At 59.9% G+C, this 25,264-nt stretch carries 24 protein-coding genes; 10 read left to right on the forward strand and 14 right to left on the reverse strand.

Going from position 1 to position 25,264, the window contains the following annotated elements; all coding sequences use genetic code 11:
- The first annotated feature begins 94 nt into the window (after positions 1-94).
- The 3 genes from EV130_RS11095 (at position 95) to EV130_RS11105 (ending at position 5,018) form a co-directional block, all read left to right on the forward strand.
- Positions 95-1,798 carry a long-chain fatty acid--CoA ligase gene (locus tag EV130_RS11095; protein WP_074060037.1) on the forward strand — a complete coding sequence of 568 codons (1,704 nt, stop codon included), beginning with the start codon at positions 95-97 and terminating at the stop codon, positions 1,796-1,798.
- A 138-nt stretch (positions 1,799-1,936) separates the two neighbouring features.
- Positions 1,937-3,562 (forward strand): glucose-6-phosphate isomerase, encoded by a 1,626-nt coding sequence (pgi, locus tag EV130_RS11100; RefSeq protein WP_132660284.1) that lies wholly within the window; start codon positions 1,937-1,939, stop codon positions 3,560-3,562.
- Positions 3,563-4,082: 520 nt separating this feature from the next.
- Complete coding sequence (locus EV130_RS11105) at positions 4,083-5,018, forward strand: HEPN domain-containing protein (RefSeq protein WP_074060035.1); 936 nt, start codon at positions 4,083-4,085, stop codon at positions 5,016-5,018.
- Positions 5,019-5,507: 489 nt separating this feature from the next.
- Here the strand turns inward: EV130_RS11105 and EV130_RS11110 are convergent, their stop codons facing one another.
- Positions 5,508-6,329 (reverse strand): alpha/beta fold hydrolase, encoded by an 822-nt coding sequence (locus EV130_RS11110; protein ID WP_132660286.1) that lies wholly within the window; start codon positions 6,327-6,329, stop codon positions 5,508-5,510.
- A 211-nt stretch (positions 6,330-6,540) separates the two neighbouring features.
- On the opposite strand from EV130_RS11110, the gene EV130_RS11115 reads away from it, so the two are divergent.
- Both EV130_RS11115 and EV130_RS11120 read left to right on the forward strand, forming a co-directional pair.
- Entirely contained in the window at positions 6,541-7,008 is a 468-nt protein-coding gene (locus tag EV130_RS11115) for a hypothetical protein (RefSeq protein ID WP_132660288.1), read from the forward strand.
- On the forward strand, positions 7,005-7,808 hold the full coding sequence (locus tag EV130_RS11120) for an alpha/beta fold hydrolase (protein WP_132660290.1): 804 nt from the start codon (positions 7,005-7,007) through the stop codon (positions 7,806-7,808). Before EV130_RS11115 ends, EV130_RS11120 begins: the two co-directional genes overlap by 4 nt.
- A gap of 1 nt (position 7,809) precedes the next feature.
- Here the strand turns inward: EV130_RS11120 and EV130_RS11125 are convergent, their stop codons facing one another.
- Positions 7,810-8,736, reverse strand: a complete 927-nt coding sequence (locus EV130_RS11125) for a carbohydrate kinase family protein (protein ID WP_132660292.1) — start codon at positions 8,734-8,736, stop codon at positions 7,810-7,812.
- A 90-nt stretch (positions 8,737-8,826) separates the two neighbouring features.
- The gene (locus tag EV130_RS11130; protein WP_074060030.1) at positions 8,827-9,516 is read right to left on the reverse strand and encodes an orotate phosphoribosyltransferase; all 690 of its coding nucleotides are present in this window, start codon (positions 9,514-9,516) and stop codon (positions 8,827-8,829) included.
- 154 nt (positions 9,517-9,670) lie between these two features.
- Here EV130_RS11130 and EV130_RS11135 point away from each other — a divergent pair, with 154 nt between their 5' ends.
- Positions 9,671-10,942: an MgtC/SapB family protein gene (locus EV130_RS11135; protein WP_074060029.1), complete on the forward strand. Its 1,272-nt coding sequence runs from the start codon at positions 9,671-9,673 to the stop codon at positions 10,940-10,942.
- On the opposite strand, the gene EV130_RS11140 is transcribed toward EV130_RS11135, so the two are convergent.
- On the reverse strand, positions 10,939-11,604 hold the full coding sequence (locus EV130_RS11140) for a TetR/AcrR family transcriptional regulator (RefSeq protein ID WP_074060028.1): 666 nt from the start codon (positions 11,602-11,604) through the stop codon (positions 10,939-10,941). The two genes, EV130_RS11135 and EV130_RS11140, sit on opposite strands and share 4 nt — an antisense overlap.
- Positions 11,605-11,700: 96 nt before the next feature.
- Here EV130_RS11140 and EV130_RS11145 point away from each other — a divergent pair, with 96 nt between their 5' ends.
- Both EV130_RS11145 and EV130_RS11150 read left to right on the forward strand, forming a co-directional pair.
- Complete coding sequence (locus tag EV130_RS11145; protein WP_074060027.1) at positions 11,701-12,525, forward strand: NmrA family NAD(P)-binding protein; 825 nt, start codon at positions 11,701-11,703, stop codon at positions 12,523-12,525.
- Positions 12,526-12,527: 2 nt separating this feature from the next.
- Positions 12,528-13,010, forward strand: a complete 483-nt coding sequence (locus EV130_RS11150; RefSeq protein ID WP_132660294.1) for an anthrone oxygenase family protein — start codon at positions 12,528-12,530, stop codon at positions 13,008-13,010.
- 92 nt (positions 13,011-13,102) lie between these two features.
- Here EV130_RS11150 and pyrC read toward each other — a convergent pair whose 3' ends face one another.
- From pyrC to EV130_RS11175, 5 genes are all read right to left on the reverse strand, one after another.
- Positions 13,103-14,146, reverse strand: a complete 1,044-nt coding sequence (pyrC, locus tag EV130_RS11155; RefSeq protein WP_074060026.1) for a dihydroorotase — start codon at positions 14,144-14,146, stop codon at positions 13,103-13,105.
- Positions 14,147-14,240: 94 nt separating this feature from the next.
- Positions 14,241-14,867, reverse strand: a complete 627-nt coding sequence (locus EV130_RS11160) for a nucleoside triphosphate hydrolase (RefSeq protein WP_074060025.1) — start codon at positions 14,865-14,867, stop codon at positions 14,241-14,243.
- Positions 14,864-15,646 (reverse strand): ATP-binding cassette domain-containing protein, encoded by a 783-nt coding sequence (locus EV130_RS11165; RefSeq protein WP_074060024.1) that lies wholly within the window; start codon positions 15,644-15,646, stop codon positions 14,864-14,866. Before EV130_RS11165 ends, EV130_RS11160 begins: the two co-directional genes overlap by 4 nt.
- A gap of 2 nt (positions 15,647-15,648) precedes the next feature.
- The gene (locus EV130_RS11170) at positions 15,649-16,713 is read right to left on the reverse strand and encodes an ABC transporter permease (RefSeq protein ID WP_074060023.1); all 1,065 of its coding nucleotides are present in this window, start codon (positions 16,711-16,713) and stop codon (positions 15,649-15,651) included.
- A 154-nt stretch (positions 16,714-16,867) separates the two neighbouring features.
- Complete coding sequence (locus tag EV130_RS11175) at positions 16,868-17,887, reverse strand: sugar ABC transporter substrate-binding protein (RefSeq protein ID WP_022713541.1); 1,020 nt, start codon at positions 17,885-17,887, stop codon at positions 16,868-16,870.
- Positions 17,888-18,121: 234 nt separating this feature from the next.
- Here EV130_RS11175 and EV130_RS11180 point away from each other — a divergent pair, with 234 nt between their 5' ends.
- Both EV130_RS11180 and EV130_RS11185 read left to right on the forward strand, forming a co-directional pair.
- Positions 18,122-19,369 carry an ROK family transcriptional regulator gene (locus EV130_RS11180; protein ID WP_074060022.1) on the forward strand — a complete coding sequence of 416 codons (1,248 nt, stop codon included), beginning with the start codon at positions 18,122-18,124 and terminating at the stop codon, positions 19,367-19,369.
- Positions 19,353-19,829, forward strand: a complete 477-nt coding sequence (locus EV130_RS11185) for an RbsD/FucU family protein (RefSeq protein WP_074060021.1) — start codon at positions 19,353-19,355, stop codon at positions 19,827-19,829. The genes EV130_RS11180 and EV130_RS11185 overlap by 17 nt, the downstream gene beginning before the upstream one ends.
- 3 nt (positions 19,830-19,832) lie before the next feature.
- On the opposite strand, the gene EV130_RS11190 is transcribed toward EV130_RS11185, so the two are convergent.
- The 5 genes from EV130_RS11190 to EV130_RS11210 all read right to left on the reverse strand — a co-directional run bounded on the left by EV130_RS11190 (position 19,833) and on the right by EV130_RS11210 (position 25,254).
- Positions 19,833-20,870 (reverse strand): proline racemase family protein, encoded by a 1,038-nt coding sequence (locus EV130_RS11190; protein WP_074060020.1) that lies wholly within the window; start codon positions 20,868-20,870, stop codon positions 19,833-19,835.
- 11 nt (positions 20,871-20,881) lie between these two features.
- On the reverse strand, positions 20,882-21,592 hold the full coding sequence (locus EV130_RS11195) for an SDR family oxidoreductase (RefSeq protein WP_132551102.1): 711 nt from the start codon (positions 21,590-21,592) through the stop codon (positions 20,882-20,884).
- A 9-nt stretch (positions 21,593-21,601) separates the two neighbouring features.
- Positions 21,602-22,852: an NAD(P)/FAD-dependent oxidoreductase gene (locus EV130_RS11200; protein WP_132660296.1), complete on the reverse strand. Its 1,251-nt coding sequence runs from the start codon at positions 22,850-22,852 to the stop codon at positions 21,602-21,604.
- A gap of 77 nt (positions 22,853-22,929) precedes the next feature.
- Positions 22,930-24,183, reverse strand: coding sequence for an alpha/beta hydrolase (locus EV130_RS11205; protein ID WP_425375568.1), 1,254 nt, complete (start codon positions 24,181-24,183; stop codon positions 22,930-22,932).
- Positions 24,184-24,618: 435 nt separating this feature from the next.
- Positions 24,619-25,254 (reverse strand): TetR family transcriptional regulator, encoded by a 636-nt coding sequence (locus EV130_RS11210; RefSeq protein WP_132660300.1) that lies wholly within the window; start codon positions 25,252-25,254, stop codon positions 24,619-24,621.
- Between the last annotated feature and the right edge of the window lie 10 nt (positions 25,255-25,264).

Below are 25,264 nucleotides of genomic sequence, written 5' to 3' on the forward strand. Positions count from 1 at the left end.
AGCATTGGCATAAGCTGCTCTTCGGAGGATGGAGGATCATCCGACCGGCAGCCGCAGAGGCCGGCAGCCATTGCCGGACAGGGAGAGAGACACGATGAGCAGCAGCATTTCCGTCCATCCAGGTGGCGCGAAGCGGGAAAAGCCTTGGCTTGCCTCCTATCCCGCGATCGTTCCGGCCGAACTGCCGCCACCGGAACATGAATCGCTGGTGGATCTGCTGGACAAGTCCTGCAAAACCTATGCGAATCGTGTTGCCTTTTCGAGCATGGGCAAGACGCTCACCTATCGAGAGCTCGGAGAGCAGACACGAAAGGTCGCAGCCTGGCTGCAGGGCATCGGTCTTCAGAAAGGCGATCGGGTCGCCGTGATGATGCCGAATGTGCTGCAGAATCCAATCACAGTCTACGGCATCCTGCGCGCCGGTCTGGTCGTCGTGAATGTCAATCCGCTCTATACGCCGCGCGAACTGGAACACCAGCTGCGCGATTCAGGCGCCAAGACGATCTTCGTGCTGGAAAACTTCGCCCGCACAGTCGAACAGGTGCTGGCAAAGACTGATGTACGCAATGTGGTGGTGACCTCGCTTGGCGAAATGCTGGGTCCAAAGGGGCTGATTGTCAATTTCGCCGTTCGCAAAGTGAAGAAGCTGGTTCCCTCCTGGTCGATCCCACAGCACAAGACATTCAAGGAGGTGCTGGGCGAAGGCGCACGCAGACCGCTGCAACCACAGGCCATCAAGGGCAGCGATATCGCCTTTCTTCAATATACAGGCGGTACGACAGGTGTCGCTAAGGGCGCGGTCCTGACGCACCAGAACCTGCTTGCCAACAAGCGGCAACTGCAGCTTTGGCTGAATTCCGCTTTCGAGCTAAAGAAGCAGCCGGACGTGCTCAACTTCATGTGCGCATTGCCGCTTTATCACATCTTCGCGCTGACGGTGAATTCGCTGATGGGTATGTCGCTCGGCGCGCACAACATCCTGATACCCAATCCGCGCGACATTCCAGGTTTCGTCAAGGAATTCGGCAAGTCGAACATCCATATCTTCCCCGGCCTCAACACGTTGTTCAACGCGCTGATGAACAATGCCGATTTCGCCAAGCTCGATTTCTCCTCGCTCATCATGTCGCTCGGCGGCGGCATGGCCGTACAGCGGCCGGTCGCCGAGCGCTGGCTGAAGATGACAGGCTCGCATATTACCGAGGGCTATGGCCTTTCCGAGACCTCGCCGGTGGCAACCGCCAACCGTTTCGATTCGCCGGAATTCACCGGCTCGATCGGCTTGCCCCTGCCCTCCACCGAGATCGACATTCGTGATGAAAACGGCAATTCCCTGCCGCTCGGCGAGATCGGTGAGATCTGCATCCGCGGTCCGCAAGTAATGGCCGGCTACTGGCAAAAGCCAGAGGAGACGGCGAAGGTGATGACGGCCGACGGCTTTTTCCGCAGCGGCGACATGGGCTTCATGGATGAGCGCGGCTACACCAAGATCGTTGACCGCAAGAAGGACATGATCCTGGTTTCAGGCTTCAACGTCTATCCGAACGAGATCGAGGAAGTGGCCTCCATGCACCCGGGCATCATCGAGGCCGCCGCGATCGGCGTGCCGGATGGCCACTCCGGCGAAGCGGTGAAACTCTTCGTGGTGCGGAAGGACCTGGCTCTGACCGAGGCCGATGTGAGGGCTCATTGTGCCGCCAACCTCACAAACTACAAGCGGCCACGCCATATTGAATTCCGCACTGAACTGCCAAAATCGCCGGTCGGCAAGATCCTGCGCAAGGACCTGCGCGGCTGATTTTGACATTCGCATGAAATTGAAGCCATCCGCCTGTGCGCGGATGGCTTTTTTGCATTCCGGCAGTGGCTGAACTTGATTTACGCCCTACAAAGCGAATAGTTTCCGCAACTCTTTCCGCCTTCAAAGGAGCCTCCAATGAATGTCACCGTCGAACAGCTGAAGAGCACTGCGGCCGCCACGAAGGCAACCGATATCCGCGCCGCCTTCGCGGCCGATCCAAAGCGCTTCTCGCGATTTACCGCCTCACTCGACGACCTTTTGATGGACTATTCAAAGACTGCCGTGAACGACGAGATCCTCGCGCTTCTCGTCAAGCTCGCAGAAGACGGCGGTGTCGAGAAGAAGCGCGAGGAAATGTTTTCCGGCAAGGCGATCAACTTTACGGAAGATCGCGCCGTTCTACACACTGCGCTTCGCAACCGATCCAACACGCCCGTGATGGTCGACGGCAAGGATGTGATGCCGGATGTCAACAGTGTCCTCGCCGCCATGGGTGGGTTCGCCGGGGGCATCCGCTCCGGCGCTCTCAAGGGCGCGACGGGCAAGCAGATCACCGACGTCATCAATATCGGGATCGGCGGCTCGGACCTCGGACCGGTCATGGCGACGCTTGCGCTCGCGCCCTTCCACGACGGCCCGCGCCCGCATTTCGTCTCGAATATCGACGGCGCCCATATCGCCGATATCCTGAAGCAGGTCCAGCCAGAAACGACGCTCTTCATCATTGCCTCGAAGACCTTCACCACGATCGAGACGATGACCAATGCGCAGACAGCACGCAACTTCATTGCCAAGACGCTGGGTGAGGCTGCAGTGCAGCACCATTTCGCGGCCGTCTCGACGGCGCTCGACAAGGTCGCCGCCTTCGGCATCGACAGCGAACGCGTCTTCGGCTTCTGGGATTGGGTCGGTGGCCGCTATTCCATCTGGTCTGCCATCGGGCTGCCGCTGATGATCGCGATCGGGCCGGAGAACTTCGGCAAGTTCCTGGACGGTGCTCATGCAATGGACAACCACTTCCGTAAGGATCCGGTTACCGAAAACCTGCCAATGCTGCTCGGCCTCATCGGCTTTTACCATCGCAATGTGCTGGGTTATGCCACCCGTGCGATCCTGCCCTACGACCAGCGCCTGGCGCGCTTCCCGGCATACCTGCAGCAGCTTGACATGGAATCCAACGGCAAGGGTGTGACGATCGACGGCACGCCGGTCGAGAGCAATTCCGGCCCGGTGGTCTGGGGCGAGCCGGGGACCAACGGCCAGCACGCATTCTTCCAGCTCATCCACCAGGGAACGAGCATTATTCCCAGCGAATTCATGATCGCCGCCAACGCCTTCGAGCCGGAACTGCGCCATCAGCACCAATTGCTGATGGCCAATTGCCTGGCACAGTCCGAAGCGCTCATGAAGGGCCGTACTTTCGAGGAAGCCAAAGCGCAGCTCACAGCCAAGGGGATGGACGACAAGAAGGCCGATTTCATCGCACCGCACCGGGTCTTCACCGGCAACCGGCCGTCGATCACCTTCGTCTATGACAGCCTGACGCCCTATGCGCTTGGCCGCCTGATTGCGCTTTATGAGCATCGCGTATTCGTCGAAGGCGTTCTCTTCCGCATCAACTCGTTCGACCAGTGGGGTGTCGAGCTCGGCAAGGAACTGGCGACCGGCCTGCTGCCGGTCATTGCAGGCAAGGAGAGCGCGGCAGGACACGATAGCTCGACCCAGGGGCTCGTTGCAGCATTGGCGAAGCTTGCCACGTAAGATCACCCCGATCCTTCGGGTTTGCGCCCCTCAGCGATAGCTGTCGGATCCTCCTCCCAGCCGCACATGTGGGGAGGCATCTCGCCGAGCGGACTGGCGTCGATCACAACCGGAAGAGAAGCCAGCGAAAGCTGGATTTTGCGCCGGAGACAAGGATATCCCTCTTCGCTTTGCGGGGAGAGATGTACCAGCGACATGGAATATCCGGCGATCTGGCCGACATCGCCAGCTTCGTCAGGCAGGGCCTAATGTGGCTCGGGACGCTCACTATGCCGTGTTACGGCAAATGGCATCGGGGTTCCCGACGCGAACGGCCCGACGCCGGGACTGTTCTGTCATAGTTTTTCGAAGGTTTTAGCTGAGTTCATAACTCTCTAGGAGGTTCGCACGCATATGCAGTGCAACAAACGTGGATCGTAACTGGTCGACCGAAGGACGGGCTGACTGCCACGATTTGGTTGCAATCCACAACACCTGCGCGTAAAGAGTTTAGATGCGCAACAACCGATGAGCCGCTACGATGGATGCGATTCCCACCGAAGGCTTCGACGCGGCAGTGACCCTGACAGACCATCTCGACCATCTGCCCGACAAGAAGCGCCGGGAGCTCGCCCGTATTCTGCAAATCCTGTTTTTCGAGGTCGAGCAGTTTCGCGCCACCAAGCTGTCCGGTAAGAAGGCCGCCGGCAAAGTCCTCAAGGTCATCCTTTACGGCTCCTATGCCCGCGGCGACTGGGTCGAGGATCGCGCAAGCGGCTACCGCTCCGACTATGACCTTCTGATCGTCGTCAACACCAAGAGCTTTGCCGAGGAGCACGAGCTGTGGGAGGCGCTGGAGGAACGGCTGCTGCAAGAGCAGATCAGCCACCGGATCGAAACGCCGGTGATTCCGATCGTGCACTGCCTTTCAGACGTCAACGATCAGTTGGCACGCGGCCGGCCGTTCTTCACCGACATCGCCAAGGACGGCATCGTGCTCTACGAGGAGCCCGGTCATCCCCTCGCCCAGCCGAAAGCGCTGACATCAGAAGACGCCAGAGCCGAAGCGCAGCGGCATTATGACCAGTGGTTTGTAAGCGCTGCGGAGTTTCTCGACGGTGCTGAATTTTACTTAGGTCGGGGCAGCATGAACAAAGCGGCTTTCTTGCTTCATCAATCATGCGAGGCGTTCTACCACTGTGTCCTCTTAGTCCTAACCCTCTACAGCCCAAAATCGCATCGCATCAAGGTGCTGCGCTCGCAAGCTGAAAGCGCTGATGCGCGGCTCGTTTCCGCCTGGCCGCGCGACACTCGCTCTGCCCGCCGCTCATTCGAACTGTTGTCCCGGGCTTATGTCGAGGCGCGATACTCGTCGAAATACGCGATCAGCAATGATGATCTGCAATGGCTTGTCGCGCGCGTGAAGGACCTGCAGGCGCTTGTGGAGACGATCTGCAAGGAACGTCTTCGCGGATGAAGCCAGACCTCGCACGAAAAGCGCAGTTCCAAACGAAGCGCTGCCCCTAACCGCAGACGAAAGAGCTCCGCACATTGAGAAAGCCAGCCGCGCGCTCGAAAAGCTCGTCGATCGGATCGAACCCGAGAACGAAAGCCTTACTCGCAAACTGTGGGGCCCCGGCGACGACATCGACAATCATTTCTTCCAAGATGGGATGCTACCGATGACGCTGGATTAGACTACTTCATCCATGCATTCCTTGTACATCGTGTGATCGATATAGCTGTGGAGGCCGACAAGCGGCCGACCTGCCATCGAATTTCTGAACACGACACCGTCTGTCACGCCGGGAAACCAGGTTTCAAGTGTCTCAGACAGCGGCAATGGAATCGATTGGTGACCTGCTGTAAGGTAGGACATCGCACTCCCGGAAGGACCGGGCATGAGTTCGCTGTCGTGAAATGAGATTGTCGATCTGACCAGCAAAATGGGTGATGCCAGAAGCGGTCACGGACGCTTCAGAAAGGTCAAGATCAAGTGGGCCACCTTCTCAGGGGCTTCCCAATGGATGTTATGGCCTTGGCCGGGAAGAGAAATGAACTCGGCGCCGACGATCGCATCTTTCATCTGGGCCTGATGCTCTTCAGTCGCGATCATGTCCTCCTCGCCCCGCAGGATGAGCGTCAGCGCGGAAATATCCTGCAGCAGCGGCGACGGATCATAGGCAAGCTGCTCGTAATAAATCGAATGCCAGATTCGTGACGGCACCGCGGCGCTTTCGCGTCGCGCATGGGCGAGAAAATTCTCGTCGACCGGGACTGCGCCAGAACACCATTCCCGGATGAATGCGCTTTCTGGATCGATCGGATCGCGGAGCATGTGGATGTTTTCCCACAACCACCCCCGACGTTCGCGCAGCGCGGCGGATGTGGACATAAGAACGACTTTTCGGACGAGATGGGGCCACCGCTCAGCAATCGCTTGCGCAAGCCGCCCTCCAAGCGAATGGCCGACCACGTGCGTCGGCACAAGGTCCAGAACCTCTATGAGAAACCGGACATCATTCGCCATCTCGGGAATAGTGTAGCAACCCTCAGGCTTGTCCGAATTCCCATGACCCCGCAGGTCTGGCGCTACGACGCGAAAACCCGTCGCCAGATACGGCGCGGTGAGGCTCCAGCTTCGGGCGCTGTCCGTAAACCCGTGTAGCAAGAGGATGGGCACGCCGCTAGGGTCGCCCAACTCGATGTACGCGAGCCGGAGCCCGTTCCCCAGCACGACAGCACGCTTAAGCCCTGAAAAATGCTCTTGGGAAATCGGTTCAACCACACTTTCACCTTCAATGTTGAATTCATGTTGTTTCCGTGACTGTGGCGATTGTAGCGTCCGCTTCGGGGCAAAATCGGGACATTCCGTCTGCCCCCTCATCTGTGACCGCTTAGGTCCGCCACCTATTCTGATTAGGTGTGGCCAGCTGGCATCTTGCTCCGTTTGTCGCTCCCTCAGGCCCAGCCGGATTTCCCCGTGATCTAATGGCGGCGTGATCGACCTGATGGTGCAGGAGTTCATACTGCCCTTCGGTCGAAAACGCGAAGAAGGGGTCGGGGGCCGGCTGTCGCACCACTTCCCAAAGGTAGCCGCCAAGAGCATCTGCCGCCGCGACCGATGCCTTGGCGCGGGACATCTCCGGCTCGAAGCCGTTCGTGAAGAGAACGATCTGGCTGACAAGACTGCGGGTGTCGCCGTAGGGGATGAAGCGGAGGTAGCGCAGCTCGAGGTCTACGCTAGCCTGCCTATTGTCCGCGAATTTTTCTGGCTGCAACTGCCCATGCCGCCGAACTTCACTTGCATCGTGCCGACCTGGCAGGCGTTATGTCAGATTATAATTCGACAGCCTGCTTCGAAGGATTCCGTGCCTCAAATCTCGGATGGGATTTGTGATTTCTCATTGAAGCTGTCGAAACGCGCCACATTTGATCGTCTGTATCAGGAAGGGAGAGCCGGATGAGCGTGATGGACGACGACCTCAAGATCTTTGAGGCAGAGGGCGCGCCGCCGCTGCCGGCCGCAGCATCCGCAGGTTTCGTCGAGCATGATGGTGCCAGCATCTGGTACGCGACCTACGGGAACGGTCCAGCGGTGATCCTGCTGCATGGCGGGCTTGGTAACAGCGGCAATTGGGGCTATCAAGTGCCGGCATTGATCGATTCCGGCCGGCAGGTTGTGGTCATCGACAGCCGTGGGCATGGCCGCAGCACGCGCGATAGCCAGCCGTATGAGTACGGGTTGATGGCAACGGACGTTCTGGCGATCATGGATCATCTAGAGCTTTCCAAAGCAGCCCTCGTCGGCTGGAGTGATGGAGCCTGCACGGCACTCATCCTTGCCGATCAGCATCCGGACCGCGTCTCCGGCGTCTTCTTCTTCGCGTGCAATATGGATCCGAGCGGCACGAAAGAGTTTGTCGCGACACCGGTCATCGATCGGTGCTTCAGCCGGCACAGGAAGGACTATGAGGCTCTATCGGCAACACCCGATCAGTTCGATGCCTTTGTTCGAGACGTCAGCAGGATGATGGCGACCGAGCCCAACTACACAGCGAGCGATCTCGCGCGGATCAAGGTGCCAGTCGCGGTCGTGCTGGGTGAGCGCGACGAATTCATCAAGCCCGAGCATGCCGACTATCTCGCGCGCAATATCCCTGATGCCGAGCTCATCCTGCTGCCCGATGTCAGCCACTTCGCGCCCCTGCAGCGGCCCGAGCACTTCAATCGTGAAATTCTCAGCTTTCTTGATCGGCTCGCCTAGTTCAAAGGCCGATTTCGTGCGCCCAGGGCGGGTTGGCGCCGGCGCGCGAAACGGTCACGGCCGCGGCCTTTGCCCCAAGCGACAGGGCATTGTGCAGCGCCGTTTCGTCGAGGGAGGCAACCTGCGCCTTGGTCAGCAGATTGTCCATCTTCAGTGAAGCGAGGATGCCCGCATCGAATGTATCGCCAGCTCCAACCGTGTCGACCACAGTGACGCGCTGGCTCGGCACAACGACCTTGCGATCCTTGGTGTAGCCCGATGCGCCTTCCGCGCCCTTGGTGATGACGACGAGCTTGGCGCCATGCTTCAGCCAGTGGGCCGCCAGATCGTCATGGCTGCCTTCAAGGCCAAACCATTCGAGATCTTCGTCGGAAAACTTGACGATATCGGTTTTCGCCGCCATGCGCTTGATGCGAGCCATGTGGGCTTCCTTGTTCTTGATGAAGCCGGGGCGGATGTTCGGATCGAGCGAAATGACACGCTTTGCAGCCTCGCGATCGAGCAATGTCTCGTACGTCTCGCCGCAGGGACTGGGAATCAGGCTGATCGCGCCGAAATGTAGCGCCTCGCAGTCGTCGTCGAGGACCGGAAGGTCGTCTGTGGTGATCATGCGGCCGGCCGTGCCTTCATCGTAGAAGGCATAAGTCGCCTGACCGTTCACAAGCTTAACGAATGCGAGTGTCGACGGGCGGGGCGATATGGCGCAAAGGCTGAAATCGACGTTGCTGGCGACCAGCGTCTCGCGCAGAATATCGCCCATCATGTCATCGGCGATGCCGGTAAAGAAAGACGTCGGAACGCCAAGCCTGCCGAGCGCAATCGCCGTGTTGAAGATCGCTCCACCGGCATAGGGGGCAAAACTCTTCTCGCCGAGCGTCGTCTCCCGCGGCAGCATGTCGATCAACGCTTCGCCACAGCACAAAATCATTCGGGCCTCCCAACGTATCGGTGAATTTCGGTCTTCAATCGATTAAATAATTTCGTGACAAAAGCAAAGCCGCACTTTGCCTATCTGTCCTTAAAGCGACGAAACGCCGCCGTTGCGGCCCGACCAGGCAAGCGGCGCGTCGAGAAAGGCTTCCACTTCGCCAAGCGTCTTCTCGTCGAAAAGCTTCTGCGTTTTCGCAACGGCCAGAACGTCACGCCAAGTGGCGATGTAATGCAGCTTCACCTTCCCATCGGCAAAGCGTAGCGCGCCTTCGTCAAAGATGCCGTAGTAAAAGAGTGCAATGCCGTGATCAACGATGCCGCCAGCCGCGCGGATGGCATCGATGAACTTGAACATGCTGCCGCCCGCCGTCGTCAGATCCTCGATGACAAGGACACGCGAACCCTCCGCCATATTGCCTTCGATCTGCGCATTGCGGCCATGGCCCTTCGGCTGCTTGCGCACATAGATCATCGGCAGGCCGAGACGATCGGCAAGCAACGCGGCGAAGGGAATCCCTGCCGTCTCGCCGCCGGCAATGCAGTCGAACTGCTCGAAACCGGCGTCACGAAGCACGACGCCCGCGGCGAAGTCCATCACCGTGGAACGGATTCGCGGGAACGAGAGCAACTTGCGGCAATCGATATAGACCGGGCTCGCCATGCCGGATGAGAGCTTGTAGGGCTGGGCGGCGTTGAAATGGACCGCCCTGATTTCCCAGAGCATCTTCGCCACCAGTTCGGCCATGACGGCGCGGTCGGGAAATGTCGTGTGGATCATCGCTCTCTCCTTCGCTTGAATCCATGGGGCAATAGCAGCAAGCGCCAAAAGATTCCAGAACTGCGAGGGTCCGGCTTCAAGAATAGCAACGAATGCGTCAACTCGTCCAAACATTTCCGATTGTGCGATGGCATGACAGGAATATCGTAAGACCATGGAACATACCGAAATCTTTCAGCGTCTGGGCGTGGCGCTTGCAATCGGCCTGCTTGTCGGCGTCGAGCGGGGCTGGCAGGAGCGCGACGTGCGGGCGGGCGGCAGAACAGCAGGTATCCGTACATTCGCCCTCACCGGTTTTCTCGGCGGAATAGCCGGGACGCTGCACTCTATGATAGGTCCCTTCCTGCCGGCTACGATCGCGGCGCTGCTTGGCCTCGTCTATATAGCGGGGAACTGGCAGGAGACGCAGGAAGACGAAGATTACAGCATAACCTCGGTCGTGGCTGCGCTGGCGGTTTTCGGGCTTGGCGTTCTTGCGGCTGTCGGGGACATCGTGACTGCGGCTGCGAGCGGCGTCGTGATGACCATCATTCTTGCGGCACGCCATAGCCTGCATGGCTTTCTGAGAGGTCTGACCTGGCCGGAGCTTCGCTCCGCGCTGGTGCTGCTAGCCATGACCGTGGTTGCCCTACCGCTGCTTCCGGACAGGCCCCTCGATCCTTGGGGCGCGCTCAACCCTTTTTCCCTTTGGGTGCTCACCATTACCATCGCCGCACTTTCCTTTGCCGGCTATCTCGCCATCAAACTCACGGGCACGAGCCGCGGCATCCTATTGGCAGGTGCAGCCGGGGGATTGGTTTCCTCCACTGCGCTGACGCTCTCCTTCGCCCGTTACTCCAAGCAGGCGCCGCAAGGTTCGACACACCTGGCCGCCGGAGCGGCTGTCGCCGGCGCCTTGTCCTTTGCGCGTGTTCTTGCCATCGGCAGCGCCTTGTCGCTCGACTTGCTTCCTCTGCTTTCGGCCGGTCTGGTCCCGGCGATCATCGGCTTTCTGATTGCGGGCTTCTTCTGGGTCTGGCGTTCCGGTGCCGCGAAGGAGGTGCCGCAAATTGAGTTGAAGAACCCGTTCGAACTTCGCATGGTCTTCTCCTTCGCCGCGCTGCTCGGGTTGATCAGCCTGATATCGAAGATGGCCATCGACTATATCGGCGCGTCGGCACTTTACGCCGTGGCCGCGATCTCCGGGCTGGTCGATGTGGACGCCATCACACTTTCGACGGCGCGCCTCATGGGCACGGCGATCAATGCCAAAACCGCCGCCGACGTCATCCTCATAGCCGTCGCTGTCAATGTCGTGACAAAGGCAGGGCTGGCCTTTACCGCCGGCAAGCGGGAATACGCCATAGCCTTGGCGTTGGCGTCAGCAGTCGCGATCGCCATGGGAGGCATCGCATATTTCATGCTTCGCAGCTTCATGCCCGACTAACACGACGGGTTGTCGAGAAGCCGGCCGATATCGGCCGGCAACATTCTCTTGTAGAGCGCGATCGCGCTTCGCCCCTCTTCCTCGCTGACGGAGATCGAATAACGTACCGCCGCTGCAAGCAAATGCATCGTCAGCCGCGCAATCGCCAGCAATTCGCCTCCTTCGCGAGCCGGCCACAGTTTTTCCAAGACATGGAACAGTCTTTGCGAGTGAAACTCCATATCCTCGGCATCGACCTGCTGCAGCAGCTTGTCGGCCTGCGTCGCATGCCAGATATCGCGCATGACCGGCTCTCTGCGAAAGAAATCGAAATATTGATCGACGATGTTGCAAAGCGCGAGCTGCAGTGTTGCGGTGCTCGTCACCTTGGCGAGCTCTTCTTCTACGCAGTGCCTGCCCTGCTCGTTGAAGCGTTCGGCGAGCGTCCGGATGATGGAGCTCTTGTCCGGGAAATACTGGTAGAGAGCGCCGAAGGAAAGCTCGGCCTTTTCAACGATTTCGCTCATCTTCAACGCGTCGCTGCCATTCTTTTCGATCAGTTCCGTCGCCACCGACAAGATCTTCTCGAAGCGTTCACGACCCCGCTTCTGGCGCGGGATGCGTCGGGGCTGACCGGCCGTTTGCAATCCTGGTTTACGCCTTACCACGGTCTGTTCCGGCATCCGGCACTCCATTTTTCTATTGACGGGCAAAATAAGAGAGTTTATCTCATTATGCAAATACGAGAATTTCTCTTGTTTTGTGGAAGGAGCAGTCAAATGCAGAATTCCGAAATCATCGTAGTCGGCGGCGCGGGAAAAACAGGCGGGCGCGTCGCTTCCCGCCTCAAGGAGCGCGGCATCAGGTCGCGCTTGGCTTCGCGCTCCACGACACGTCCCTTCGATTGGGAGAATCAAGCAACCTGGCCAGCGGCGCTCAAAGGCGCCACCAGCGCATATGTCACCTTTCAGCCCGATCTCGCCGTCGCCTGGGCGGCCGACGCAATCGGCGCCTTGGCGAAAATGGCCGTCGATTGCGGTTTGCGCCATATCGTACTCCTCTCCGGCCGCGGTGAAGACGGTGCCGAGCGCAGCGAAGAGATGCTCAAGGCCGCCGGCATCGGCTACACGATCCTGCGAGCATCCTGGTTCTGCCAGAACTTCAGCGAAGGCGCGTTCAGGGATTCGATCGCTTCGGGAGAGCTCGTCCTGCCCGCGGGTGAGATCGAGGAGCCCTTCACCGATGCCGACGACATCGCCGATGCTGCCGTTGCCGCGCTGACCGACCAGCGGCACCTCGGCAAAACATACGAATTGACGGGGCCGAGCGCGCTTACCTTCCGCGAAGCGGTATCGGAGATCGCAACGGCGACCGGCCGGACCATCCGCTACCGCAAGGTTTCCATGGATGACTTCAAGGTCGGGCTCTCTTCGGCCGAGCTGCCGGCAGCAATGATCGATCTTCTCGAAGAGCTCTTCGGCAAGGTTCTCGACGGGCGCAATTCGCGCGTCATGAACGGCGTTGCCGAAATCCTCGGCCGGCCGCCGAAAGACTTCAGCCAATATGCCCGCGAGACAGCGGCGACCGGCATTTGGGGGACATGAACATGGGAATGATCCTCAACGTCACCCTTGTCGCCGCTGCAATCGGCAGCGGCCTTGTCGCCGGCATCTTCTTTGCCTTCTCGACCTTCATCATGCCCGCATTTGCCCGCCTTGCGCCGGAGCAGGGCATCGCGGCAATGAATTCGATCAACGTGACGATCCTGCGCTCGCCGTTCATGCTCGTCTTCATTCCAACTGCCGTCCTGTCCGTCCTGATCGCCGTCCTGGCGGTCATCGACTGGCGGGGTAGCGCAGGCATTTGGATGCTGGCTGGCGCCGGGCTTTATGTTATCGCATCCTTTATTTCGACGATCGCCTTGAACGTGCCGATGAATGACGCCCTGGCAAAGGTCAGCGGCAATGGCCCGCAAGCCGTCAGCGTCTGGAATACCTATCTGAAGGATTGGACCTGGTGGAATCACGTCCGCACGATCGCGTCCCTGCTTTCGGCAGTTGCCTTCGTCCGGGCCGTGATGATCCTCTGATGGAAGCGTCTGGACGCATTCACCTTAGCGCTCGCAGGCGACGAGACGGCTGGCCGCGTCCTGCCTGAAACGACCCTAGAAAAATCGAACGATCAAGAGCGCTCGACGTCCCAGTGCAGCGGGAACATCGGATCGAACACCGTCACCGTACCGGCACCGGTTTCGATCTTCGTCGGAAACGCCACGGGCGCTTCACGCTTCATCAGCGTGACGCGCTCGTCGTTCGGCAAAAGGCCGTACCAGGCCGGGCCATTCAGCGAGACGAAGGCTTCGAGCTTGTCGAGCGCACCCTCCTGCTCGAAGACATGGGCAAGGCAACTCATCGTATTGATGGAGGTATAAATGCCGGCGCAGCCGCAGGCGCACTCCTTCAGTGGATCGATATGCGGTGCAGAATCAGTGCCGAGGAAGAAGCGCTTGTCGCCGCTCACTGCGGCTGCACGCAGCGCCAGGCGATGGTTTTCGCGCTTGGCGACCGGCAGGCAATAATAATGCGGCCGCACGCCGCCAACCAGGATTGCATTGCGGTTGATGATCAGGTGGTGTGTCGTGATGGAGCCTGCGAGATTGGCTTTCGACGACTTGATGTAGTCGATGCCGTCTGCCGTCGTTACGTGCTCCATCGTGACTTTCAGATCCGGCAGGCGCCTCAGCAGAGGATCGAGCACCGTTTCGATGAATATGGCCTCACGGTCGAAGATATCGACCTCAGGCGTCGTAACTTCACCGTGCACGCAAAGCGGCAGGCCGATCTTGGCCATGCGCTCCAGCACCGGCATGGCCTTTTCCATGTCGCGCACGCCGCTATGGGAATTGGTGGTCGCACCCGCCGGATAGAGTTTCACAGCCGTGATGAGACCGCTTTTTTTGCCTTCCTCGACATCGTCCGCACTCGTATGCTCCGTGAGGTAGAGCGTCATCAGCGGCTCGAAGCGATCGCCGGTCGGCAATGCCTCGATGATGCGCGCGCGATAGGCTTTCGCGTCCGCCGTCGTCACCACCGGCGGCACGAGGTTCGGCATGATGATGGCGCGGGCGAAATTGCGGCTGGTATCGCCGATCACACCCTTAAGCATCGCGCCATCGCGCAAATGCAGGTGCCAGTCGTCAGGGCGGCGGATGGTGATGGACTGCATGCGCTACAACTCCGGCAAGGCGGCCTTCAAGGATTTCGCCCCGCGCATTATCATCCCGGCACGGCTCATGGCAAACATTTTGCCGCTTCAATCGTCAGGCGATCTCAAGCGTCACATCCGCGCGGCGGCGGTTTTCCAGGACGAGCCTGCCATTCGGCAGGTCATTGCCATAGACCTTGGCACTCGCCTGCTCTTGCGTCAGCTTGTAGCCGCGCCAGCGGGCCAAGAGCCGCTCTTCGAGCACCTCGATGGGCGGTGCAAGCATGATGGAGTAGTCGAAGATATCCTCAAGCTCCGCCCACTTGCCCTGGCTGAACAAAAGGTAGTTGCCCTCGACGATGATGAAGCGATGTTCCGGCGAGACGACGCGGGCCGATGCGATCGCGATCTCGCGCAACCGGTCGAAGACCGGGATCAGCACTTCCTGGTCGGCTGAACGCACGGCGCGGATGATGTCTAGAAAGCCACGGACGTCAAAACTCTCCGGCGCGCCCTTGCGGGCGAGCAGACCGCGCTCGCTCAGAACTGCATTGTCCATATGAAAGCCATCCATCGGCAGCACTTCGGCAGTTTCTCCGCGCGCTGTTATCGCATCGGCGAGACTGTCTGCCATGGTCGACTTGCCGGCGCCGGGCGGACCGGCGATGGCGATCAGGAAGCGCTTGGCGTCGCCGGCGCGGGTGACCACCTCGCCGGCGATTTCTGCGATGGTCATGCTCATGCAGGAACCGGATCCGTGGGGACCGTCTTGGCGCCGGTCATGAATGCCACGGCGTCGGACATGGTATATTCCTTCGGGTTGATAACCGTCAGGCGGCGGCCAAGCCGGTGGATGTGGATACGGTCCGCGACTTCGAAGACATGCGGCATGTTGTGCGAAATAAGCACGATCGGCAAGCCACGGGAACGCACGTCGAGGATCAGTTCCAGCACGCGACGGCTTTCCTTCACTCCGAGTGCGGCTGTCGGCTCATCCATGATGACAACCTTGGAGCCGAAAGCGGCCGCGCGTGCAACCGCCACACCCTGGCGCTGGCCGCCGGAGAGCGTTTCGACCGCCTGATTGATATTCTGGATCGTCATCAGGCCCAGTTCAGAGAGTTTGGATCGGGCGCGTTTTTCCATCGCCGGCCGATCGAGCATGCGGAACCAACTGCCGAGCACGCCCGGCCTCCTGATCTCACGGCCAAGAAACATGTTGTCGGCAATCGACAAGGCGGGGGAAAGCGCAAGGTTCTGATAGACGGTCTCGATGCCCGCCTCTCGCGCCTCCATCGGCGACCTGAAGTGGACCGACTTGCCCTCCAGCGTGATCTCGCCCTCGTCGGGAGTAACTGCACCGGAAATCGCCTTGATAAGCGACGACTTACCCGCGCCGTTGTCGCCGATGACGGCGAGGATTTCGCCTGGATAGAGGTCGAAGTCTGCGTTGTCGAGCGCGGTGACGCGTCCGTAGCGCTTGACGAGGCCGCGGGCGGTAAGGATGGGTTCAACAGCCATGATTACACCGAAACCTTTCTGATCCACTGGTCGATTGCGACAGCGGCGATAATGAGCACGCCGGTCAGCAGGACTTTCCACTGGGGGTCGGCTCCGAGCATGTTGAGCCCCATGGACACGACGCCGACGATCATCGCGCCGAACAAGGTGCCGAGGATGGAACCGCGGCCGCCAAAGAGCGAGATACCGCCGATCACGGTGGCGGTGATCGCCTGCAGGTTAAAATCGGTGACCGCAGAAGACGGCGAGATGGATCCGTTGCGGCCAATCGATACCCAGGCTGCAAAGGCTGCGATGACGCCCGAGATTGCATAGACAGTGAGCAGTACGCTCTTGGTCTGGATGCCGGAGAGCTTTGCCGCCTCCGGATCATCGCCGACCGCATAGACGTGCCTGCCCCAGGCCGTGTGGTTGAGAACATACCAGAGTCCAAGCACCAGCAGCACCATGGCAATGACGCCGAGCGTCAAGACCGCATTGCCGACCTTGAAACTGAGCGCGAAGAAATGCAGCAGCGGCGCTTGCGCATCCACGTCCGCATCGCGGATCGTCTCGTTTGCCGAGTAGATGAAGTTCGTCGCCATAACGATATTCCACGTGCCGAGCGTCACGATGAACGGCGGCAGCTTCATGTAGGCGACGAGAAAACCATTGAGCAGCCCGCATAGGCCGCCGACCAGCATGCCGAGCATGACGGCAATCGGCGTTGGAATTCCGTAGGTGATGGCACAGTTGCCCATGATCACGGCGGAAATGACCATGATGACGCCGATCGAAAGATCGATGCCGGCGGTCAGGATGACCAGCGTCTGCGCCGCGCCGAGGATGCCGACGATGGCGATCTGCTGCAGGATGAGCGTGAGCGTGTAGGACGAGAAGAACCGCCCACCGATCGCCATGCCGAAAATGATGATCGCCAGCACCAGCACGATCAGCGGCACCGCTGCCGGCGTCGAGTGCAGGAAGTGCTGCGCACGTTTCAGAAATGAGATGTCCTGGTGTTCGAACGACGCGACATTCTTGTCGCTGCCGTCAAGAACCCGTTCGAATTCCTGTGCTCCGGTCATTTTTTCTCCTCCGCTTTCGCGCCGAACCGCGCGCGGAAGCTATTGCCCATATTGCTCCGGTCTTCGTACGCCGGTTCATGAGGCAAGAGCTTATCGTCTGTCGAAAACGGCCGAGGATCAAGCCCCGGCCGTCGTTATGGCTAGATAGCCAGGCTCAGCCCCAGCACTTGTCGGTGCCGACCTTGGTATCGATCGATTCGACGCCGGAAACCGGCTTGTCTGTGACGAGCGAAACGCCGGTATCGAAGAAGGACTTGCCTTCGGTCGGCTTCGGCTTTTCACCGCTATCGGCGAACTTCTTGATCGCCTCGACGCCCAGAGCCGCCATCATCAGCGGATACTGCTGGGAGGTGGCGCCGATTACGCCATCCTTGACCGACTGGACGCCCGGGCAGCCGCCGTCAACCGATACGATCAGCACATTGCTCTCCATTCCCACAGCCTTCAGCGCCTGGTAGGCACCAACGGCGGCCGGTTCGTTGATCGTGTGGATCACGTTGATGCTGGGATCCTTCTGGAGAAGGTTTTCCATGGCCTTGCGGCCGCCTTCTTCGTTGCCGTTGGTCACGTCGTGGCCGACGATGCGCGGATCGTCCTCGTCGCCGATCTTGTTCGGATCCTTGGGGTCGATGCCGAAGCCCATCATGAAGCCCTGGTCGCGCAGAACGTCGACGGTCGGCTGCGACGGCGTCAGATCGAGGAAGCCAACCTTGGCATCCTTGGCTTTGTCGCCCAGCGTTTCCTTGGCCCACTGACCAATCAGCTTGCCGGCGAGCAGATTGTCGGTCGCAAAGGTCGCGTCAGCGGCATCGGCGGGATCGAGCGGCGTGTCGAGGGCGATGACCAGCAGGCCAGCGTCGCGCGCTTTCTTGACCGACGAAACGATGCCCTTGGTATCCGATGCAGTGATCAAAATGCCCTTAGCGCCATCGGCAATGCAGCTTTCGATGGCAGCAACCTGGCTTTCGCTGTCGCCGTCGATCTTACCGGCGTAGGACTTCAGCGTAACGCCGAGTTCCTTCGCCTTGGCCGTCGCGCCTTCCTTCATCTTGACGAAAAACGGATTGGTGTCCGTCTTGGTGATGAGGCAGGCCGAAACATCCGCGGCCATGGCCGGAGCGGAAAAAGCAACGCCGAGTGCAAGCGCGCCGAAAGCCAGAACTGATTTCTTCATGAACTCCTCCCAGAGATTAGCCGGAACGCCCCATGGCATACCGGAATTGAGACACGGGACGACACCTCAGAGTCAGTCAAGGCCTCCTCCGAAGCCGTCCCACACTGTTGACGACCGCAATTAAGAACGAAAAGAAATTCGCTTGTCAATAAATAAATCCAATTGAATTATTAATTCCATGTGGCATGTTGATCCCAAATCAGGCATAGGCCAATGAACGGGAGGAGTGGGCCAATGTCGTCCTTGGACGGTCCGACGCACGCGCCGGGCACACCACCTATTCTAAATCCGGCGGGAGGCGCGAACCAGGTCAGGGTGCGCGCCTATAACGAGCGGCTGGTCCTTTCGCTGGTGCGCCTTTACGGCTCGCTTTCGAAGGCCGACATCGCCCGCCGCAGCGGCCTTTCTGCTCAAACCGTTTCCGTCATCATGAGGGAACTGGAGAGAGAGGGGTTGCTTTCAAGAGGCGAACCCGTTCGCGGTCGCGTCGGACAGCCGTCGATCCCGATGCACCTCAATCCCGACGCCGTCTATTCCTTCGGTGTAAAGATGGGCCGGCGCAGCGCCGATCTGGTTTTGATGGATTTCGTCGGGCGCATCCGCATGCAGTTGCACCGCACCTATGCCTATCCCCTGCCCGACGAAATTCTCGCCTTCATCATTTCCGGCATCCGGGAGCTTGAAAGCAAGCTCGAAGAGAGGCAACGGAGCCGGATCGCAGGCATCGGCATTGCCGCGCCGTTCGAGCTTTGGAACTGGGCAGACGAGGTCGGTGCGCCCGCCGGCGCGATGGATGTCTGGCGCGGGTTCGACCTGCAGGCCGAAGTTGCCGCCAGCCTTTCACATCCGGTCTATCTGCAAAACGATGCCACCAGCGCCTGCGGCGCTGAGCTCGTCTTCGGCGTCGGCCCATCCTACCCGGATTTCGTCTATCTTTTCATAGGCTCGTTCATCGGCGGTGGCATCGTCCTCAACTCGGCGATCTTCTCCGGCCGAACCGGCACTGCCGGCGCGATCGGCCCGCTTCCGGTGCGCGGCAAGAATGGCGAGAACCGCCAGCTTCTCGACATTGCCTCGATCTTCGTGCTCGAAAACATGCTGCGCGAGAAAGGCATCGATCCTCAGCCGCTCTGGTATTCCGCCGATGACTGGGTGGACTTCGGCCCGCCGATGGAGACCTGGATCCAGGATACCGCGAAAGCCCTTGCGCAGGCGATCGTTGCCGCCGCCTCGATCATCGATTTCAGCGCAGCCGTCATAGACGGCGGCTTCCCCGGCTGGGTGCGCAAGCGTATCGTAAGCGCAACAATCCGCGAGGCCGCGAAACTCGACCTGCAGGGTGTTGTGATGCCAGAAATCATCGAGGGTGCGGTGGGGGCGCAAGCGCGCGCGATCGGTGGCGCGAGCCTGCCGATTTTCGCGCGCTATCTGACCGACCAGAATGTACTATTCAAGGAGATCGAAAATGCTGAAGGGACTTGATCCGCTCTTGAGTCCGCAACTGCTTTCGACGCTGCGCGAAATGGGCCACGGCGACGAGATCGCCATCGTCGACGGCAATTATCCGGGCCTCGAGCATGGGCGGCGCCTGATCCGTCTCGACGGCCATGGCATCATACCGGTGCTCGATGCGGTTCTGAGCGTGCTGCCGATCGACGATTTCGTGCCGGAAGCAATCTTCCGCTCGACAGTCAAGGCCGAGCGCGAAAAGCTCGATCCCGTGCACGAGGAGATCATCGACTGCTGCGCCAGGCACGAGCCGCATCGTCAGGTGACGCCGCTCGTCGGACAGGATTTCTATAACCGCGTTCGCGCCGCCCACGCCGTCATTCAGACTAGCGAGCCGCGTCTCTACGCCAACGTCATCCTGCGCAAGGGCGTCATCTACCCGAAGGCTGCCGGCGAAGGCGCCAGGGCCGAGGTCGAGCCATTCGACTATTGACCCTTAAATCTCGCCCGCCTGCGGCCCCCAGACATCCGTCAGCGCAAAGCCGTGTGGATGCGGATCGAAGGGGTCGAGCGCCACCTGCGACAGGCCGAAGGTGAAACCGCGGCCTGTGATCGTCGGGATAATGGCCGGGCGGCCTGCAACTTCGGTCACCGCTTGCAAGCCTACCTCGAATTCCGAGCCGATGATCGAGCGCGACCTGAAGATATCGCCGACCTTGGCCTTGCCGCGTGCATGGAGCGCAGTCAGGTTCGCCGAGCTGCCGGTGCCGCAGGGCGAGCGGTCGACGCGGCCCGGCCACATGGTCGTGCAGGTGCGCACCGCGCCATCCGCCTCGATATCGCGGAACATCACATAGGCAACACCCCAGATGGCCGGTATTTCCGGATGTATGACCGAGATCTCGCGATTGATGATCTCCTTGAGGATCATGCCTGCCTGAACGAGGCCTGCGGCATTCGTCTTCTCAATCGTCAGGTTGATCTGGCGGACGTCGATCAGTGCGTAGAAGATGCCACCATAGCAGATGTCCGCTTTGACCTTGCCCCAATGCGGCGTTTGGATCTCGACGTCCAGTTGATGGACGAAAGCCGGAACCATGGTGAGCCGCACCTTTTCGCAGCGGCCATCGTGGCAGGTTGCCACCGCCCTTACCAGACCGGCCGCAGTCTCCAGTGTGACGACGGTTTCAGGTTCCTTCATGTCGACGATGCCGGATTCGAGCAACGCGGTCGTGACGCAAATCGAATTCGAACCCGAACTCGCATGCGCCTGATCCGGCTGCAGAATGACGAAGGCTGCATCGGCATCGGGATGCTTGGCCGGCAAGAGCAGATTGACGGAGCCGATCGGCGCGCCGCGCGGCTCGAGGCAGAGGAAACGGCGAAGCTCGCTGCCCTTGGGATCGGTATTCAACCAATGAAGCTGCTCGGCAACGGTTTCGCCGGGAATTTTCGGCACACCGCCAATTGCGACCTTGCCGATCTCGCCTTCACAGTGAACGTCCAGAAGCTGGATGGTACGCTTCCACCTCATTTTATCTCCTATCAAACGTGACGGGTGACGCCGCCATCGACGCGGATATTCTGACCCGTGATGTAGCCCGCGCCGTCGGAAAGCAGGAAAGCCGCGGTCTTTGCGATCTCTTCCATGTGGCCGATGCGCTTCATCGGAATCTTGTCGGCGGTTTCAGGCTTGTGGTTAAGGCTGTCGATATAGCCGGGCAGGATGCAGTTCATGCGGATATTATCCGCAGCATAGCGATCCGAATAAAGCTTGGTAAAGGCGCCTGCCGCCGCGCGATAGGTGCAGGAAACGGGGAAGATCAGTGACGGTTCATAAGCGGCGAAGGTCGTGATGTTTACGATAGCGCCCTTGCCCTGCTTGAGCATGACGGGGGTCACGAGACGGGCCATACGCACCAGCGACAGGATCATCATGTCGGAACCAAGCGTCCACATCTCATCGGTGATGTCCAGGAGGTCACCCTTCGGCGGATGACCTGTGTGGTTCACGACAGCGTCGATGCGGCCATAAGTCTCCATCGTCAGGTCGAAAATCGCCTGGAGGTCTTCGGCCTTTTCCGCCACGCCGCGAGAGGCAACACCGCCAAGCTCGAGGGCGAGCTTTTCGCAGCTGTCGGAGGGCGACATCAAGGCCAGAAGATAGCCCTGCGCGGCCAGCTCGCGGGCAATCGCCTCGCCCATCCCGCGGCCGCCACCGGTAATCAGCGCTACAGGCTTCGTATTATCGGACATCGGTTCCTCCTAATATCGGTTTATACGGAAGGGGATCATGTCGACCGTTGGTTCGCGCCCCATCACCATATCGGCGATCAGCTGCGCTGTCGTCGCCGAAAGCGTCAGGCCGAGATGGCCATGGCCGGTTGCATACCATATCCCCGGCATCTTCGATGAAGGCGAGATGATCGGGATCGTATCCGGCAGCGCCGGGCGATGCCCCATCCATTCGGTTGCCTCTTCGATCTTCAAACCCGGCAGCGCACGCTGCGCATGGCGCACGAGCAATCGCGGGCGACGGAAATCCGGCGGCGCGTCGAGCCCCGCCAGTTCGACGTTGCCGCCGACGCGAATACCGCCGGCCGTCGGCGTCACCATGAAAGCCCGATGCGGCCAGATGACCGAATAGCGCATCGAGATTCCGGGCTTCATGATCTGCGTGTGATAGCCGCGCTCGGTCTCCAGAGGGATCGGCTCGCCAAGTTTTGCGGCAAGCTCGCGCGTGTGCACGCCGGCTGCCAGGATCACGGAATTAACCTCGATGCGGCCGCCGTCCTCGAGCAGCACGACAGCATTGCCCGCCGATTTGCGTTCGATATTGCGCACGACACCTGGGACAAAACGCGCGCCGGCCGCCTGAGCGGCGTCCGCAAGGTTGACCACCAATTGGTAGGGATCCCGGATCGACTTGTTGTCCGGCAAGAGCACGGCCTTGGCGATCGAGGGCGAAAGTTCCGGCTCGTAGTCGCGGATCGCTCCGCTGTTCAAGATCTCGAAATTGAAGCCGTAGCGCTGCATCAATTCGATATGGCCGTGGTCGGCAGAAAATTCGGCTTCCGTCTCATAGACGGCAAGGCAGCCCTCCTCCGTCATGAGATCCGGTGCGCCGATTGCCGAAAGCATGATCCGGAAATCGCCCAGCGCCCGGCGGGTCAGGCTCATGCCTGCATCTTCGATCCGGCGCAAACGGGACGGGCGGCCAGCAGCGAGGAAACGCAGGAACCACGGAAGTATTTTCGGTGCGTAAGACGGACGCAACCAAACCGGCCCTTCGGCATCTATCAGCCAGCGGGGGATTTTCTTCCAGGTCGCCGGACCAGAACCGGCGGCGAAATCGAGAGCGATGCTCGCCATATTCCCGTAGGACGTGCCACGGCCGGGCTCGCCCTTGTCGATCAGCGTCACCTGAAAACCGCGTCGCTGCATTTCGAAGGCGATCGATGCGCCGATTACGCCTGCGCCGACAACGGCGACCGTCTGCTTCCTTTCATTCGTCATATCATCATCCATCAACGCAAGGCCGGCATGACCTGCGTTGTGATATATCAGAAAGAGGTGAATGCCTATGAGGAATTTTATTGTGTCGGCAAACCGGCACCGACCGTATCGCCGACCGAGCCCGCGGTATTTTCCACCGACTGGCCGAAGCGCTTCAACTGGGCATCATAGTTGCGGCGGGTGCGTGGATCGAAGATCGCGATCGGGGTGCTCACGGCAACGCTGGCTGCGCTGCCGACCGTCTGCGCAGCGCCGATCGCAACCGCACCAACGGCTTCGCCAAGACCGACTTGCGAATCGGTGATCGTCTGGCCGGCGATCAGCCGGTCGCCGATCAGCTTCACGACTTCCGGACTTTCGGCGAATTTGCCGTGATTCAGCCTGTCGCCGCCCTTGAGCTTGGTGAGATCGAGGACGGTTATGCCCGCCGCCTCGAGCTTGCTGCGATAGGGTTCGGCAGAAGGATCGATCTGGCCGAGGCGATCGATATTGCCGGAGATGCGGCGCGAAAGCGCGAGCGCCCGGTCGTCGCGCGAAACGAAGATGGTAAAATGCGGTCTCTCCTTGCCGAGGCTCACGAATTGCCGCCCGAAAACATCAACGTCGAGATCGGGCGAGGCAAGGATGACGTTATTGATCTTGCTTGCAACATGCCCATCCCGGATTGCCATCTGGCGCAGCGCCTCGACGGTCAGCCAGGTGCCCATCGAATGCGCCATGATGGTGATATCGCTGACGGCTGGGTTCTGAGCGGTGCGGCGCAGCAGCTCTTCCAGCGCATCGCGGGAATAATTGGTGCTTTCCTTGTCGTAATTATAGTCGAAGATACTTCCACGCGACGGCCAGGTGAAGACGACCGGCGCCACGTCGGCATGCGAATCGTGAACGATCTGCGCGAAACGGTAAACGGAATCCTCGTAGAGATTGTTGAAGCCGTGGACGAAGACCAGCACGCGGCGGCTCTTCGGCATGTGATTCTTCAACCAAACCTCGCCTGCCCGCTCTCCTTCGAGCGGATCGACCGACACTGTGACGAAATCGCGAAGCGGATCTGCCGGCAGGCGCTTCGGCCATTGCACCTGACCTGCCTTGCGATTGGCATCCGGCGGTATCGAAACCTTGACCGCATTGACCATCAGGCCGGTGCCGCGCTCGCCGGAAAAGAGGACGGAGGGATCCTTGTCCTGTGCGCGCGTTGTTGCGACGAGAAGGTCGACTTTCGACGTGCCCGGCAGCACGGATCCAACCGGCGTCATCACGCCGATGTGCCGTCCGCCGCAGGCCGATAGCAGCAAGGCAGCAAGCGTCAGGCTCGCAAGCATCTTCCGCATGGCCCCCGATCCGTCAAACATCCCTACTCCAACATCGACACCTGGCTGAACGCTCTACGGCTGCCGCTCAAATAAGCCGCGGGCGCAAGGGGAGTCAAATAAGGCACATAGCCGGTTCGCTTCGCAAAAGATGGGCAGGGCGTTTTTCGGGGCTGAAAATAGAAAAGAGCCCGGCGCGGGAGGAGGTGCACCGGGCTCTTGATCCTGACTGGCAACTGGGAGGAGGAGTGTTACCAGTCTGCGTAAGAGCGCTGGGAGGAGGAGTGCGCTGCTTACGAAGCTATAAATAGCCGATTGATTTGATCGAGAATAGGGTTATTACCGCAATGCAGCAATGCACGCCACGCATGGCTCCCTATATGGCATCACGAAGACGCCTCATTTTGCAGCAATTTTGATCAATTGGTTAAAAATCATTCTGTCAAGTGCAGCTGGCTAACGCCGATTTTTCGCTTCGTCGCCGAAATCCGCCAGCGTCTTCCAAAGATCGGCAAAAAGCTCCCTCGCAAAAGCCTCGAGCTGGCCTTCTGGCGGACGTTCCTGCCAACGTTCTCCGCCGACACGCAATGCACCGATGACAATCGCAGAGAGAAGGCGCATGCGCGCCCGGACGTCCTTGCCTTCGCCGCCTCTTGCGACCATGGCTTCGGTCAGCTTGTGCTCAAGTTTTGCATATTTCATCTGATCGCGCGCTTTTAGCACGGGCGTGCGACGGATGAGTTCACCAAGGGCGAGACCACGTTCATTGGCGGAAGCGGCGACCGTTTCCACGATTGCTTCTTCAACGACCTTGAGCGGCGAGTCGCTCTTCGGCCTTGCGGCGATGGCAGCCATCAGCCGGTCGGCAAAGGAGTCCTGCCAGGCGAAAACGACCTCTTCCTTGGAGGGAAAATAATCGAAAAAGCTGCGCTTCGACACGTCGGCTGATTCCGTGATGTCCTCGATCGTCGTGGCGTCAAATCCACGTTCGAGAAACAGCGTCATTGCCGCCTGCTCGATACGCTCGCGCGTCTGGCGTCGCTTGCGCTCGCGGCGCCCTTCGGCGGTTCTGGTCTGTTTCGATTCAGCCATCTGCGTTCGA

The sequence above is a fragment of the Rhizobium azibense genome, from assembly GCF_004342325.1.
Classification (GTDB): domain Bacteria; phylum Pseudomonadota; class Alphaproteobacteria; order Rhizobiales; family Rhizobiaceae; genus Rhizobium; species Rhizobium etli_B.

Excerpts from the sequence above, each read along its gene's own strand:
- EV130_RS11095 (WP_074060037.1), top strand. The coding sequence starts at position 95 with ATGAGCAGCAGCATTTCCGTCCATCCAGGTGGCGCGAAGCGGGAAAAG.
- pgi (WP_132660284.1), top strand. The coding sequence starts at position 1,937 with ATGAATGTCACCGTCGAACAGCTGAAGAGCACTGCGGCCGCCACGAAG.
- EV130_RS11105 (WP_074060035.1), top strand. The coding sequence starts at position 4,083 with ATGGATGCGATTCCCACCGAAGGCTTCGACGCGGCAGTGACCCTGACA.
- EV130_RS11120 (WP_132660290.1), top strand. The coding sequence starts at position 7,005 with ATGAGCGTGATGGACGACGACCTCAAGATCTTTGAGGCAGAGGGCGCG.
- EV130_RS11125 (WP_132660292.1), bottom strand. The coding sequence starts at position 8,736 with ATGATTTTGTGCTGTGGCGAAGCGTTGATCGACATGCTGCCGCGGGAG.
- EV130_RS11130 (WP_074060030.1), bottom strand. The coding sequence starts at position 9,516 with ATGATCCACACGACATTTCCCGACCGCGCCGTCATGGCCGAACTGGTG.
- EV130_RS11135 (WP_074060029.1), top strand. The coding sequence starts at position 9,671 with ATGGAACATACCGAAATCTTTCAGCGTCTGGGCGTGGCGCTTGCAATC.
- EV130_RS11140 (WP_074060028.1), bottom strand. The coding sequence starts at position 11,604 with ATGCCGGAACAGACCGTGGTAAGGCGTAAACCAGGATTGCAAACGGCC.
- EV130_RS11145 (WP_074060027.1), top strand. The coding sequence starts at position 11,701 with ATGCAGAATTCCGAAATCATCGTAGTCGGCGGCGCGGGAAAAACAGGC.
- EV130_RS11150 (WP_132660294.1), top strand. The coding sequence starts at position 12,528 with ATGGGAATGATCCTCAACGTCACCCTTGTCGCCGCTGCAATCGGCAGC.
- pyrC (WP_074060026.1), bottom strand. The coding sequence starts at position 14,146 with ATGCAGTCCATCACCATCCGCCGCCCTGACGACTGGCACCTGCATTTG.
- EV130_RS11160 (WP_074060025.1), bottom strand. The coding sequence starts at position 14,867 with ATGAGCATGACCATCGCAGAAATCGCCGGCGAGGTGGTCACCCGCGCC.
- EV130_RS11165 (WP_074060024.1), bottom strand. The coding sequence starts at position 15,646 with ATGGCTGTTGAACCCATCCTTACCGCCCGCGGCCTCGTCAAGCGCTAC.
- EV130_RS11170 (WP_074060023.1), bottom strand. The coding sequence starts at position 16,713 with ATGACCGGAGCACAGGAATTCGAACGGGTTCTTGACGGCAGCGACAAG.
- EV130_RS11175 (WP_022713541.1), bottom strand. The coding sequence starts at position 17,887 with ATGAAGAAATCAGTTCTGGCTTTCGGCGCGCTTGCACTCGGCGTTGCT.
- EV130_RS11180 (WP_074060022.1), top strand. The coding sequence starts at position 18,122 with ATGTCGTCCTTGGACGGTCCGACGCACGCGCCGGGCACACCACCTATT.
- EV130_RS11185 (WP_074060021.1), top strand. The coding sequence starts at position 19,353 with ATGCTGAAGGGACTTGATCCGCTCTTGAGTCCGCAACTGCTTTCGACG.
- EV130_RS11190 (WP_074060020.1), bottom strand. The coding sequence starts at position 20,870 with ATGAGGTGGAAGCGTACCATCCAGCTTCTGGACGTTCACTGTGAAGGC.
- EV130_RS11195 (WP_132551102.1), bottom strand. The coding sequence starts at position 21,592 with ATGTCCGATAATACGAAGCCTGTAGCGCTGATTACCGGTGGCGGCCGC.
- EV130_RS11200 (WP_132660296.1), bottom strand. The coding sequence starts at position 22,852 with ATGACGAATGAAAGGAAGCAGACGGTCGCCGTTGTCGGCGCAGGCGTA.
- EV130_RS11205 (WP_425375568.1), bottom strand. The coding sequence starts at position 24,183 with ATGCGGAAGATGCTTGCGAGCCTGACGCTTGCTGCCTTGCTGCTATCG.
- EV130_RS11210 (WP_132660300.1), bottom strand. The coding sequence starts at position 25,254 with ATGGCTGAATCGAAACAGACCAGAACCGCCGAAGGGCGCCGCGAGCGC.